Raw genomic sequence first — 13,932 nt, forward strand, 5'->3', positions numbered from 1 at the left:
GATCCAGATGCCGGTATCCGACGGCTAGACTTCCACGATCTGTCGGTCGCGAAGGGTGATCCGGCGATCCATCCGCGATGCGAGTTCCATATTGTGCGTTGCGATCAAGGCCGCCAGGCCGGACGCGCGCACAAGCGCAACGAGGGCATCGAACACATAAGCCGCTGTAACCGGATCGAGGTTCCCGGTCGGCTCATCTGCAAGCAGAACACGCGGCGCATTGGCAACGGCACGCGCGATTGCCACCCGCTGCTGCTCGCCGCCGGAGAGTTCGGACGGCCGGTGATCGGCCCGGGGGCCCAACCTCATGTAGTCCAGCAACTGGCTTGCGCGCTCGCGGGCCTCGCGCTTGTCGAGTCCGCGGATCAACTGCGGCATCATCAGGTTTTCAAGCGCCGTAAACTCCGGAAGCAAGTGATGGAACTGGTAGACGAACCCAAGACTGAGCCGGCGCATGCGCGTGCGCTCGGCATCGGCCAACCCTTCGCAGGCAACACCGCCGATCAGCACTTCGCCGCTGTCGGGGCGCTCAAGCAGGCCGGCGATATGCAGCAGCGTGGACTTGCCGGCTCCCGACGGGGCGACCAGCGCGACGACCTCGCCGGAATTCAGCGCGAGATTGGCATCGCGCAGGATTTCCAGTTGACCCTCGCCCTCGCGAAAACTCCGGCAAACCCCGGATAAAACCAGCGGCAGCGCGTTCACGCGCTCTTCTTGCAAATGCTCGGTGTCCATCGTCATTCGTACCGTAGCGCCTCAACCGGATCCAGCCGCGCGGCGCGCCAGGCGGGATAAAGTGTCGCCAGCAGCGACAGCACCATGGCCATCACGACGACGAAGAGCGTTTCACCGGTATCCATCTCCGCCGGCAGTTGACTCAGGAAATAGAGTTCAGGCGAAAACAGCTCGGTGCGCGTCATCCAGGAGATCGCCAGACGAATACTCTCGATGTTGAGACAGACCACGAAACCGAGCAGGAAGCCCGCAATCGTGCCGACGATCCCGATACTGGCTCCGGTGATCACGAATATTCGCAGTATTGCGCCGCGGGTGGCCCCCATGGTCCGAAGGATCGCAATGTCGCGCCCCTTGTCCTTCACCAGCATCGTCATGCCCGAAATGATATTCAGCGCCGCAACGATCACGATCAGCATCAAGATCAGGAACATCACGTTGCGCTCGACCTCAAGCGCGGAAAAGAAAGTCATGTTGCGGGTGCGCCAGTCGCTGACAAAAGTTGGACGCCCTGCCCCTTCCTCGACCTTGGGCCGCAATTCGCCGACAAGATCCGGATCTTCCGTGAAGACTTCGATCCCGGTCGCGATGCCCTCCTGATTGAAATAGAGCTGTGCCTCCGGCAAAGGCATGAAGGCGATCGTGCCGTCATATTCCGACATGCCGATCTCGAAGATCGCGATAATCGGATAGCCCTTGACGCGCGGCGTCACGCCAAGTGCCGTAACATTGCCGCGTGGACTTACGACGGTAATGCGGTCGCCGACCGCAACGCCGAGCTGGCGCGCCATACGGGTGCCGATCGCCAGCCCGCCGCCCTCATCGAACCCGTCGAGCGTGCCGGCTGTTACCGTATCAGCCACGAGCGGCAGCTTGCGCAAATCGACACCGCGCACGCCGCGCACCAGCGCACCAAACGCACCGGACGGGCCGGAGACCAGCGCCTGTCCCTCCACGAAAGGAAGTGTAAAGACCACGCCTTCGAGATTTTCGATGCGCGCGGCGACGGCATCGTAATCATCAAGCTCGCTGCCGATCGGCTGGATCAGAAGATGACCATTGATGCCCAGGATCTTCGACAGCAGTTCCCCGCGAAACCCGTTCATGACGGCCATGACGATGATCAAGGTGGCGACACCAAGCATGATCCCGAGAAACGAGAAGCCGGCGATTACCGAAATGAAAGTCTCGCGGCGACGCGAGCGCAGATAACGCCCGGCGAGCATCCATTCGAACCCGGCAAACATCCGGGTTTCACCAACATCCTTGGTCGCGACCGCGCCGTCTGTCATTCCTGCCTCTCGCGCCCCGGCTCCACCCGCCCGGCTCTCACCTGTCCGATCATCCCGCAATCAGACGATTGACGGCGTCTTGCGGCGATATGGTGACACGTTCTCCGCTCGCGCGGTTCTTGAGTTCGACCATGCCGTCCTTAAGTCCGCGTGGACCAACGACAAGCTGCCACGGCAGTCCGATGAGATCCATGGTCGCGAACTTTGCGCCCGCGCGCGTGTCGACATCGTCTACAAGCACCTCCAGGCCAGCCGACACAAGCTGCGATTCGATATCCGCACAGGCGCCGTCGGTCTGCTCATCGCCCGGCTTGAGGTTGATCAGCCCGACGTCGAATGGCGCGACGGACGCCGGCCACACGATGCCGTTGTCATCGTGATGCGCCTCGATGATTGCACCCAGGAGCCGCGAAACGCCCACGCCGTAAGAGCCCATGTGCACCGGCACCTCAACTCCGTCCGGACCCGCGACCTTCGCGTTCATCGGTTCGGAATATTTGGTCCCGAAATAGAAGATGTGGCCGACCTCGATGCCGCGCGCCGACATGCGTGCATTTTCCTCGATGTCCTCATAGGCGGCGGCATCATGCATATCGTCGGTGGCAGCGTAAGGCGCCGTCCAAGCATCAATCACCGGCGTCAGATCGGAATCGAAGTCGGTGTCCTCCCCCGGAATCGGCAGATCGAGAATGGCCTTGTCGCAGAACACCTCGCTCTCACCGGTTGAGGCCAGAATGATGAACTCATGGCTCATGTCGCCGCCGATCGGACCGGTGTCGGCGCGCATCGGGATAGCCTTCAGCCCCATGCGATCGAAAGTTCTCAGATAGGCGACGAACATGCGGTTGTAGGCATGGCGCGCACCCTCCTTGTCCAGATCGAAGGAATAGGCGTCCTTCATCAGGAATTCGCGACCGCGCATGATCCCGAAGCGAGGGCGCAGTTCATCGCGAAACTTCCACTGGATGTGGTAGAGGTTCAGTGGCAGGTCCTTGTAGGATCGCACCGACGCGCGAAAGATCTCCGTGATCATTTCCTCGTTCGTCGGCCCGTAGAGCATGGCCCGGTCCTGGCGATCCTGGATACGCAACATCTCCTTGCCATAGGCGTTGTAACGGCCGCTTTCCATCCAAAGATCGGCCGGCTGAATGGTCGGCATGAGGAGTTCGTTGGCGCCGGCGCGGTTCTGCTCCTCGCGAACGATCTCCTCGATCTTGCGCAAAACACGCAGGCCCATCGGCAGCCATGCGTAGATCCCCGCCGCTTCCTGGCGGATCAGTCCGGCACGTAGCATTAACCGGTGAGAGACGATTTCCGCCTCCTTGGGCGTTTCCTTCAGGATCGGAAGAAAAAAGCGGGACAGTCGCATTCGGGAACACTCGACTACTGGGTGAGCGCAACAGGTCGGCGAAGAAGGCAACGCGACCGGACGTCTTGCGCGGGAATCTCTCAAGCGGCAGTCAAAGCGCATGCACTGCAAAAAGACAAGACCCGCATCAAGATCGGGCACGCGAATGTGCCAAGCGCCCACACCCACAGCGCACTCAGATATATCAAGACGGCCGCAGCAAAAATTTTGGGCGAGTCCTGCACAAAATGGTGACAAGGCGACAACGATGCGTTAGTGTCTGCATCGATAACAAGACAGAGAAGTCGCAAGGCTTACTTTGTTGCAAAAGCAGACATCGCGGTCTGAGTCTTGGGAGGAAGAGCCTTCTGGCGCGCTTTTAGGAGCTGCTGCCCATGTTGATCATCCATGATGACTTGACATGTATGGAGGTGTGATACGCGAAACCTAAAAAGCAAGGCCTTGTGCCTTGCTTTTTTTCTTTTTTCACGTCGGATTGAACTGAATTTCATTCAAAATGACCGGCAGACGACTTGATAGCCTGGGGTCATTCCCCGCGAAAGTCGTTGGCAAAACCTCTTCTGCTGGTTGCAAGCTTATGTATGCGGCACATAAGGACAAAGCTTGGAAACGCCAAGCGAGCGGGTCTCATGAGAAGTGGCAGGAGGCGGAATCCCGGATCGCCCGACGACAGGCCGGCTATCCCCGCATCGACGAAACCCGTCTCCGGTCAGCTCCGCGCAGCGAACCAGACGCTCAGCGGCTGAATGACCGGCTTTATTCCGTTTGCCTCCGGCCAGGAATCGACCGCGAATGTTTCGCCGCCGGTGCTCCGGATCACGGCCGTGGCATGCGGATAGCGACCGTCAAGGAAGAAGCCGCGCGCGACGGGTCGCAAGACGGTATGATGCACCAGATAGCCTCTGTCGGCGGCAAGCAGAAGCACGCTGGTTGTGTTGGTCGCCTCGTCGAGGCAGTCCATCTGTCCGGGCACACCGGAGTTTTGCAGATCGAAACCTCCGACATCGCTGTCGGACCCGACGATAGGACCGGCCTTGCGCTCCGCCCAGGCGACCGCATCGGCGATTGCCTTGCGCTCGGCTGCGGGAGAGGCTCTGCCCTTCGACAGGATGCGACGGAGCGCGGCAAGATCCTTGCCGGAATAACTGACTGCAGTCTTGCGCGCGCAGCCGAACGCATGGCAGACATAGATCCGGTCGGCACGCGGCGCGACACCATCGTGAGCCGCATACCACGAACGCGGCGGACCGGCCGCCTGGCCAGCACATCCACTTACCAGGAAAAGGGTTGCGAGCGCGAACGCGCTCGATGAACGTATCATCCGAGTCACTTCCATCTTCAGCACGAGCGCATTATTCGCGGATCGCTTGCCACTTGGAAAGGGACACGTTACGTGAGCGCCCTCGAACGATATACAGTATTTTCGAACGCTCACGGTATCGCGAAGGGATTGATCATGAAGCCTGTCCATGTTGTCGGTGGCGGCCTCGCAGGCTCAGAAGCTGCCTGGCAAATCGCGTGTCTCGGCGTGCCTGTCGTCTTGCATGAAATGCGTCCGAACCGCGGCACCGATGCACACAAGACCCAGGATCTTGCAGAACTGGTCTGTTCGAACTCCTTCCGCTCCGATGACGCAGACCACAATGCCGTCGGACTGCTGCATGCCGAGTTGCGCGCGGCCGGATCACTGATCATGTCCGCGGCCGATAGCCATCAGGTGCCGGCAGGAGGCGCCCTTGCCGTTGACCGTGACGGTTTCGCCGCTGCGGTCACGAAGACGCTCGAAGAGCATCCGCTGATCACCATCGAACGTGGGGAAATCAGCGGTCTGCCACCCGAGGAGTGGGACAGCGTGATCGTAGCGACCGGTCCCCTGACGTCTCCGGCGCTTTCGAACGCGATCCTTGAGGCAACGGGAGAGGATGCACTGGCGTTTTTCGATGCCATAGCACCCATCCTGCACTTCGATTCCATTGACCTCGACGTCTGCTGGTTCCAGTCGCGTTACGACAAGGTCGGGCCGGGCGGTTCGGGCAAGGACTACATCAACTGTCCGATGGACAAGGCGCAATACGACGCCTTCATCGACGCGCTGATCTCCGGGCCCAAGACCGAGTTCAAGGAATGGGAGCAGTCGACCCCCTATTTCGACGGCTGCCTGCCGATCGAGGTAATGGCGGAGCGCGGTCGGGAAACGCTGCGCCATGGGCCGATGAAGCCAATGGGGCTGACCAACGCCCACAAGCCGACGGAAAAAGCCTATGCGGTCGTTCAGCTGCGCCAGGACAATGCCCTTGGCACGCTCTACAATATGGTCGGCTTCCAGACGAAGCTGAAGCATGGCGCGCAGCTCGATGTGTTCCGCCAGATCCCCGGCCTGGAAAATGCCGTTTTTGCCCGGCTTGGCGGTTTGCACCGCAACACGTTCCTGAATTCGCCCAAGCTCCTTGACGGCACCCTGCGGCTCAAGGCACGTCCGTCCTTGCGGTTTGCCGGACAGATCACCGGCTGCGAGGGCTATGTGGAATCGGCAAGCGTTGGCTGCATGGCAGGTTTTTTCGCCGCCGCCGAACGACTTGGCACCGTATGCTCTCCGCCCCCGCCCACGACGGCGATGGGTGCCCTGCTTGGTCATATCACCGGTGGACACATCCTGCGTGATGAACCCGGCCCGCGCTCATTCCAGCCAATGAACGTCAATTTCGGACTGTTTCCCCCGATCGAGGCACCGCGCGTCGACGACGAGGGCCGCAAGCTCAAGGGCAAGGAAAAGGGCAAGGCAAAGAAGCTTGCCATGACCCGCCGGGCCCGGGCCGATTACGAAAGCTGGATCGCGTCTGCCGTGCCAACGCGCGAAGCCGCCGAATAGGCACCTGAGCGCAGCGCCAGGCGACCGCGGAACGAAAACGGCCGGCGAAGATGCGCTTCACCGGCCGTTCTTGTTTCTATCCGACACCGGGTTGGACGGCCTCAGGCCTCAGACGCCATGTCCATCAGGTCGTCCGTGCGGTCACCGTGCAGCGGCGCCTTGTTCTTGCCCTGCGGGCGCTCCTCGCCTTTCGCCGTCGGCAAGCCGGAATCGCGTCCAAGGTAGGTCACATTCGACGGGAAGGCGAAATCCGATCCGTTTTCCTTGATGATGCGCGAGATCTCGAGCAGCAGCTCTTCCTGTATCATCAGGAATTCGTCACGGTCGGACGTCGAGATATACGAGAAGATCTCGATATCGACCGAATAGGTGCCGTAGCCGACAAGAGACACACGCAACGCAATCTGATTCAGAACCTTCGGATGCGAGGAGAAGAAACCGTGGATCTCGCGAACCACGCTCATCACCTGGTCGCGCCCGGTTTCATAGCGTAGGCCGATGGTGTGCCGGAACAGGAAGCGGTCACGGCGGCTGAAATTGACGATCTTGCGCTTGGCGAGATCGGAGTTTGCCACTGTGATCAGCGTGCGGTCGAGCGCGCGCAGACGCGTCGACCGGATTCCGATTGCTTCGACCGTACCGGAAAAGCCTTCGAACTCGCAGTATTCGCCAACGCGAACCATCCGGTCGGCATAGAGAATTACGCCGCCGATCAGGTTTTCCAGCGTCGGCTGCGCGGCAAGCGCCACCGCCAGGCCGCCGACACCGAGACCGGCGATGACACCGTAGATGGGGATGCCGATCCGCGTCGCGCCATATCCAAGCGTAATGACCGCGAAGGCGAGACCGAACAGGCGGAACGCTGACAGCAGAAGGCTGGAATCGAGGCTCGCCGTCGGCATCGCCGGGTTTTTGGTCACATAGCTCGCCAGCAGATCGACGGACTGATAGGCGAGCCATGCAAGGCTGACCCACATCACCACGGAGGAGAAGGTCCCGATCGCGATCATCGGCGCCCCCGTGATGTTTATCTGTTCGTCCACCAGATAGCGGAATGTGATGACGACGATGAGCTGAAGAAGAGGCTGCTGGAACCCGCGCAGGCGCCGGTGCACATCAGACAGGGGCACGGCGCGCCAACGGTTCCAGCGCTGCAACATCACCGGGATGGAGACAGCCACCAGCACGAGGAGGGTTAGTGCGATCCACTGCCAATAGGCCTGTGACATGAACTGGTTCTGCAGCCAGTCGGGCCCGGCAAGGATCAGATCGTACCAGCGCGGGGCGACGAGATACCCCGGGGTGTAGATGTAATACTCATAAAAATCTTCGCCCTTGTCAGAGCGCGTCGGAAACATTTTGACGCTCTCGTAATCTTCCGGAATGCGGTCGACCGTTTCGCGCGAGACGAGGTACTTCAGGTCACCCTTGGTGGCATCGCTGCGCTGGAAGACGATGCTGGTTCCCGGAAGCGTCCAACGCTCGGGCAGGTCCGATGCTTCCTTGGCATGAAGGAATGACCCGGCGCGCTGACCCGGGATTTGTTCAAGCGAGGGCAGGAAAATCCTGTCGAGGATTTCCTGAAACTGAAGGACGATCTCGACCCCGACCGAGGTGCGCGCCGTTTCGGGAATATCACTGAGGTCGAAGATCTCGCGGGCCTTGGAAATCAGCAACCTTACCACTTCGACGCGGCGACTCTGGTCTTCCGATAGAAAGGCCTGATCGCTGTCGCGGAACTCGTCACGCACCTCTTGCCAGACACGGTCGGCTTCGGCCATCAGCACCAAGAAGCTTTCCAGGGAAGCCCGCGGGCTGGTCGTGTCCGGCGGCGAAATCGGATAGTCACGCAGCAAGGTCTGCAGATCCGGGCTACTCCGCTCGATATCCCCGATCCCTGACGCGAACGTCGACGCCGACGCCGACGGTTCCGTCGTGACCTGCTGTGTTTGCGATGGCCCTGTTTCTTCCATAGCCGGCGCGGAGGACTGCTGCGCCGTTGCCGTTACGCTGAACGCTACCGGTACGACGACCAACGCCGCGCGCAATCCCGGCAACGAAAAACGCCCCAGGAATGACGAAAGCGAGCGGAGAGAAATCATGGCAAAGCCCTTGGCAATAAGAGGTTGAGAAGCGCCCCAAGGCTAACGCCCGATAGTAAACTCTAGGTTACGCTTCGCCTCCTCCGCACAGCCTGCCGCCATGACCGCCACATCGACCATTGCAGGCGCAGTGAAGACATCTCCGCCGAGGAGTGAAGCGGATCGAAATCCGGCCGCCCCATGCGGGTCAGGAAAGGCCCGACCAGACAGACAGGAAGAAAGGCGGGGACGAGACCCCGAGAAACGCTGCCAATGTCGGTACGGGTCTGTTCAAGATGCCGGTGTGCGACCTCGCGCAGCTCGCGCAAGGCGCTCTGCAGCTGCGGCGTCATTTTTCCAGCAAATATCGTTTCCGGATCGACGTCATGGGCGGCGAGAAGGTCGGCCGGGAGATACAGTTGACGCCGGCGCGCATGCCAGGGCAACGCACGCAGCAGGCCGGTCAGTGCGTAGGCAACCCCGGCATGGCCGGCGACATCCGCTGTGCCGGGATCTTCGCCCTTCGACAGGATAATCGTGGCCAGTTGGATCAGGGCCGATGAGGTCTCACCGGCATAGCCTTCCAGGTCGACCAAGCTTGGCATCGGATCGTCGTAAAGATCGAACACGCGCGCATCAATGAGGTTGTCGAAGGCAGCAAGCGGAAGGGAATATTTGGAAATCGCGGTTCTTATGGCCCCCGCTACCGGGTGCTGATTGATATCGGCGCCCTCCGGCGCACTCAGCGCATCGCGCCACCACTGAAAACGGATCTCGCCAGGCATTGGATCGGAAACGACCTCGCGGGCCCGTGCGATCTCCACATTGAACGCATACAGCGCTGCAAGGGCCGCCCTCTCCGCCTCGGGCGCGTAGAGCAGGGACACATAACGTTCGAAATCATGCTGACGGACGTGCTGGAGGCAATAGCTCGCGTCCGGGATAGGAGCCGTTGTCATGCAAACAAACCTAGGGCCGTGATCACGTCAGTCCACGGCCAAAAACACGGCAGCCACCGGGCGGCCTTCGGACAACAGGACATTGTAGGTGCGCACCGCCGCGCCGGTCGACATCGGATCGGCACTGATGCCGGCGGCGCGCATCGCATCCTTCAAAGCCGTCGACAGGGGTTTCAGTTCCGCGCCGGTGCCCACCAGAAAAACCGATATGCCCTCGTGATCACTCAGGACCTTGTCGAGGGCCTCCGGCGTCAATTCCTCGGCGGAGGTGGCTGCAAATCCGTATATGCCACTTGGAACACACAAGATTGAGCCGCGATGCGACATCTCCGCGAAGCGAAACCCACCGTTGCCATAGGCGTCGATCGGTGCCCGGTCGGGAAAGTGGGCATCCCGGACAACGATGCCTTCGCCGCGCTGTGCCATTGAAGCCCCCTTCCCCGGATCAGGCCGATGCGGTTTCGGCGTCCTTGCCGGACCCGCCGGAGTCACTGTCGTTGCCAACGACCTTGGAGGCGCGCAGCTTCAGGACAATGAGAAACGGTGCCGCCAGGAAAATCGACGAATACGTGCCGATCACCACACCGAAGATCATGGCAAGGGTAAACGACCGGATCACCTCGCCACCGAAATAGTACAACGCGAGGAGCGCCAGCAGCGTCGTAACGGATGTCATTACCGTGCGCGACAGCATCTCGTTGATCGATCGGTCGAGAAGCTCCGGAAGAGGCGTTCTCTTGTATCGTCGGAGGTTTTCCCGGATCCGGTCATAGACCACGACGGTATCATTGAGCGAATAGCCGATGATCGTCAGGATCGCCGCAATCGACGACAATGAGAATTCAAGCTGAAGGACGACGAACAACCCGACGGTCACCACGATGTCGTTGATCGTCGTCAGGATCGCACCGACCGCGAAGTGCCATTCGAACCGGAACCAGATATAGAACAGGATCACGATCAGCGATGCGGTCACCGCGATCATGCCCGCCTGCGCCAGTTCCCCCGACACGCGCGGCCCGACGACCTCGACACGCCGAAACTCGACGCTCTCGCCAAAGGTCTCCCGGACCTGCGAGACCACGGCCTGCTGGGCCAGTTCTCCGCCTTCCGGCTCCTGCACGCGCACGAGCACCTCGTCCGGCGCACCGAACTGCTGCACCTGTACGTCGCCAAGATTGAGCGTTGCGAGTTGTTCGCGGATGCCGCCGATGTCGGCCGGCGATTCGTTGGTCTTCATCTCGAAGACGGTGCCGCCCTTGAAGTCGATGCCGAAGTTCAATCCAACGGAAAAGAACAGCGCGATCGACGCCAGGAACACGACGGCCGACAGCGGGAAGGAGATTGTCCGGAACCGCATGAAGCGGAACTGCGTGTTGTCCGGGATGAATTTGAGCAACATGATCTTGGTCCCCGTCGGTCAGATCGGCAGATGGCTGGGGCGCTGCCAACGCACCCACAGCGCAACCAGAAGCCGCGAGACGGTGAAAGCGGAAAACACCGTGGTGAAGATACCGATCGCCAGCGTCACTGCGAAGCCGCGGATCGGACCCGACCCGAGCTGGAACAGGATAAGCGCGGCGATCAGGGTGGTGACGTTCGCGTCCAAAATCGTGCCGATCGCGCGCGAATAGCCCGCGTCGATGGCGCTGATGGCCGACCGCCCGGCCCGCGCCTCCTCGCGAATGCGCTCGAAGATCAGGACATTGGCGTCGACCGCCATGCCGATGGTCAGCACGATTCCGGCAATGCCCGGAAGTGTCAGGGTAGCCTGAAGCGCCGTCAGCGCACCGAAGATCAAAAGCACGTTGGTGACCAGCGCAAGATCGGCAATCACCCCGAACCTGCCGTAGGCAAGCACCATGAACGCGATGACGAGGGCCGCGCCGATAAGCGACGCAATCCGGCCCGCATCAACCGAATCCTGCCCGAGACCCGGTCCGATGGAGCGTTCCTCGACCACGGTGAGCTTTGCAGGCAACGCGCCGGCACGCAGCAGAACCGCAAGGTCGTTGGCGCTCTCCACGGTAAAGTCACCCGAAATCTGCCCCGAACCGCCCGTGATGGGTTCGCGAATGACCGGCGCGGAAATAACCTCGTTGTCGAGCACGATCGCAAAGGGACGTCCGACATTGCGCTGTGTCGCGACCGAAAAGGTCCGCGCACCCGACGTGTTGAAGCGGAAATTGACAACCGGCTCATTGGTCTCCGGATTGAAGGACACCTGAGCGTCGATAAGGTCCTCACCCGATAGCAGCGGTGATTCTTCAAGCAGATAGGGGAACGGCGGATCGTCCGGCGAATACATCACCACGCTGCCGACCGGCGGGCGCGACTGCATTGCCTGTTCCGCCGACATGGACTGATCGACCATATGGAAGGTCAATTGGGCGGTTTGACCGACAAGATCCTTTAGCCGCTCCGGGTCGCCCTCGCCCGGCGCTTCCACCAGGATGCGGTCTTCGCCCTGACGCTGGATCGACGGTTCGGTCGTGCCGAATTCGTCGAGACGCAGACGAATCACCTCGATCGACTGCTGCACGATCGAGCTCATGCGCTGCGCCAGCCCCTGATCGGTATAGGCGAACCGGATCAACCCGTCGTCGCTGACGGTCATCGCGAATTCCTCGACCGCCTGACCGCCGAACATGTTGGCGACAAGCGGATTGGTCAGTTCGCTCAAACGCTGGCGCGCCTCGTCAAGCCGTGTCAGGTCGCGAATGCGCACCTGCGCGCCATCCGACTGTACACCGAGCCCGGTGTAACCGATGCGCGGATCATCGCGCAGCCGCTGCCGGATATCTCCGACAAGCGTGTTGAACCGCTTCTTGATGTAGTCGTTGCGGTCGACTTCGTAGAGAAGATAGGCCCCGCCCTGCAAATCGAGACCGAGCACGATCTGGTTCTTGGGAAGCCAGTTCGGCAATCCCCGCAGCGTGTCGGACGACAGGAAATTGGGCAGCGTAGTCACTGCCCCGGACAGGATGACGAGGACGATCAGGGCGATCTTCCAGCGTGCGAAATAAAGCATGGCGTGGCCGTCTCTGGTATCCCCGCCTCACGCCTTCCGACGTGCGGCGGAGAGGATTGGAAGTCGGGCGTATCGGTTCAGCCGTTGTCCTTCGCGGGCTCGGACTTCGAGCGCACCTCGGTGATCATGCTTCGCACGACCCGGACCTTGAGCCCCTCGGCGAGTTCGACCTGCACTTCCGCTTCGTCCACAACCTTGGAAATCTTTCCGATGATGCCGCCGGCCGTCACGATCGTATCGCCACGGCGCAGGTTCGCAACCATCTCCTGATGCTGCTTCATCCGCTGACGCTGCGGACGAATGATCAGGAAATACATGATCACGAAGATCAAAATGAAGGGAAGGATGGACATCAACAGGTCGGGTGCACCGGCACCGCCGATCCCTTGGGCATAGGCAGGCGAAATCAGCATGAAACTCTCCTTGATCGGGCCCGGCGCGCCTTGCATCGCAACGCAATCTCGCCCTTGCCCGATGACTGAACCTCAGGTGGCGCGGACTATACAAGCCGCGTGCGGCTTTGCAAGGCGAACCGAACCGCAAAGCGGCCGTCGCTGGAGCGTCTTTCACGATGCCCGCGCGCCATGCTAGGAGTGGCGTCTTGCCTTCAACATCGGGCGCGGCGACACGCGTTCGAAACAACTCCGAACACGGCCCAATATCATGGACACCACATCGCCCGACAAGAGCGAGCTGCAGGCGTTGAACGACAGGTTCGATACGCTGATCTCGCTGATCTCCCGCGCCGTCCCGCCCGCCCCCGCAAAACCCGACTTCGGCGCTGCGGATGCCTTTGTCTGGACCGCCGGCACTTCGAGCCTTCTGCCCATTTCGCGGGTAAATCGGGTCGATATCTCGCTCCTGCAGGGCGTCGACCGTGCCCGCGACCAGCTCATCGACAACACCAGACGGTTCGCCAGCGGGTTTGCCGCGAACAACGTGCTGCTTTGGGGCGCGCGGGGAATGGGCAAATCGTCGCTGGTTAAATCCGTTCATGCGTTCATTAATCGCGAGTTCGCCGACACCGGCGCCGAAACCCGCCTGAAACTCGTCGAGATCCACCGCGAGGACATCGAGACGCTTCCCGACCTGATGAGCGTCCTGAAGCAGGCACCGCACCGCACGATCCTGTTCTGCGACGATCTGAGCTTCGACAATGACGACACGTCCTACAAGTCGCTGAAGGCAGCGCTCGACGGCGGCATCGAGGGACGTCCCGACAATGTGCTCTTCTATGCCACGTCCAACCGCAGGCACCTCCTGCCCCGCGACATGATCGAGAACGAGCGGTCCACCGCCATCAATCCGGGCGAAGCGGTCGAGGAGAAGGTTTCGCTGTCGGATCGTTTCGGGCTGTGGCTCGGCTTCCACAAATGCAGCCAGAACGATTATCTGGACATGATCAACGCCTATGCCCGGCACTTCGAGCTCGACGTCGAACCGGCGGATCTGCGGGCCCAGGCGCTCGAATGGGCGACAACGCGCGGAAGCCGATCCGGACGGGTCGCGTTCCAGTTCATCCAGGACCTGGCCGGACGGCTTGGAAAACACCTGAAAGACTGACCCCGGCCTTGCACCGGCCCGGGGTTCGACCTG

The 13,932-nt window shown here is 61.0% G+C and carries 12 protein-coding genes; 2 read left to right on the forward strand and 10 right to left on the reverse strand.

Annotated features, from left to right (window positions below; translation table 11 throughout):
* Positions 1–24 precede the first annotated feature (24 nt).
* The 4 genes from BLU32_RS08440 to BLU32_RS08455 form a co-directional block, all read right to left on the reverse strand.
* On the reverse strand, positions 25–705 hold the full coding sequence (locus BLU32_RS08440; protein WP_093810771.1) for an ABC transporter ATP-binding protein: 681 nt from the start codon (positions 703–705) through the stop codon (positions 25–27).
* Between the two features lie 32 nt (positions 706–737).
* Positions 738–2,027, reverse strand: coding sequence for a lipoprotein-releasing ABC transporter permease subunit (locus BLU32_RS08445; protein ID WP_244501814.1), 1,290 nt, complete (start codon positions 2,025–2,027; stop codon positions 738–740).
* Positions 2,028–2,076: 49 nt separating this feature from the next.
* Positions 2,077–3,396 carry a proline--tRNA ligase gene (gene proS / locus BLU32_RS08450; protein ID WP_093806115.1) on the reverse strand — a complete coding sequence of 440 codons (1,320 nt, stop codon included), beginning with the start codon at positions 3,394–3,396 and terminating at the stop codon, positions 2,077–2,079.
* A 709-nt stretch (positions 3,397–4,105) separates the two neighbouring features.
* Positions 4,106–4,717 (reverse strand): hypothetical protein, encoded by a 612-nt coding sequence (locus BLU32_RS08455; protein WP_093806118.1) that lies wholly within the window; start codon positions 4,715–4,717, stop codon positions 4,106–4,108.
* Between the two features lie 135 nt (positions 4,718–4,852).
* On the opposite strand from BLU32_RS08455, the gene trmFO reads away from it, so the two are divergent.
* A complete protein-coding gene (gene trmFO, locus BLU32_RS08460) occupies positions 4,853–6,265 on the forward strand; it encodes a methylenetetrahydrofolate--tRNA-(uracil(54)-C(5))-methyltransferase (FADH(2)-oxidizing) TrmFO (protein ID WP_093806120.1) in 1,413 nt (470 codons plus the stop codon).
* A gap of 101 nt (positions 6,266–6,366) precedes the next feature.
* On the opposite strand, the gene BLU32_RS08465 is transcribed toward trmFO, so the two are convergent.
* From BLU32_RS08465 to yajC, 6 genes are all read right to left on the reverse strand, one after another.
* Complete coding sequence (locus BLU32_RS08465) at positions 6,367–8,121, reverse strand: mechanosensitive ion channel family protein (RefSeq protein ID WP_157727579.1); 1,755 nt, start codon at positions 8,119–8,121, stop codon at positions 6,367–6,369.
* A 308-nt stretch (positions 8,122–8,429) separates the two neighbouring features.
* Positions 8,430–9,305, reverse strand: a complete 876-nt coding sequence (locus BLU32_RS08470; RefSeq protein WP_093806124.1) for a phytoene/squalene synthase family protein — start codon at positions 9,303–9,305, stop codon at positions 8,430–8,432.
* A 27-nt stretch (positions 9,306–9,332) separates the two neighbouring features.
* Positions 9,333–9,731 carry an Mth938-like domain-containing protein gene (locus tag BLU32_RS08475; RefSeq protein WP_093806126.1) on the reverse strand — a complete coding sequence of 133 codons (399 nt, stop codon included), beginning with the start codon at positions 9,729–9,731 and terminating at the stop codon, positions 9,333–9,335.
* Between the two features lie 19 nt (positions 9,732–9,750).
* On the reverse strand, positions 9,751–10,707 hold the full coding sequence (gene secF / locus BLU32_RS22295; protein WP_197673721.1) for a protein translocase subunit SecF: 957 nt from the start codon (positions 10,705–10,707) through the stop codon (positions 9,751–9,753).
* 18 nt (positions 10,708–10,725) lie between these two features.
* Positions 10,726–12,336, reverse strand: a complete 1,611-nt coding sequence (secD, locus tag BLU32_RS22300; RefSeq protein WP_172838547.1) for a protein translocase subunit SecD — start codon at positions 12,334–12,336, stop codon at positions 10,726–10,728.
* 77 nt (positions 12,337–12,413) lie between these two features.
* Positions 12,414–12,749 (reverse strand): preprotein translocase subunit YajC, encoded by a 336-nt coding sequence (gene yajC, locus BLU32_RS08485; protein WP_093810775.1) that lies wholly within the window; start codon positions 12,747–12,749, stop codon positions 12,414–12,416.
* Positions 12,750–12,999: 250 nt separating this feature from the next.
* Here yajC and BLU32_RS08490 point away from each other — a divergent pair, with 250 nt between their 5' ends.
* Positions 13,000–13,899, forward strand: a complete 900-nt coding sequence (locus BLU32_RS08490) for an ATP-binding protein (protein WP_093806128.1) — start codon at positions 13,000–13,002, stop codon at positions 13,897–13,899.
* Positions 13,900–13,932: the final 33 nt, after the last annotated feature.

This window comes from Stappia sp. ES.058 (genome assembly GCF_900105595.1).
Taxonomy (GTDB): Bacteria; Pseudomonadota; Alphaproteobacteria; order Rhizobiales; family Stappiaceae; genus Stappia.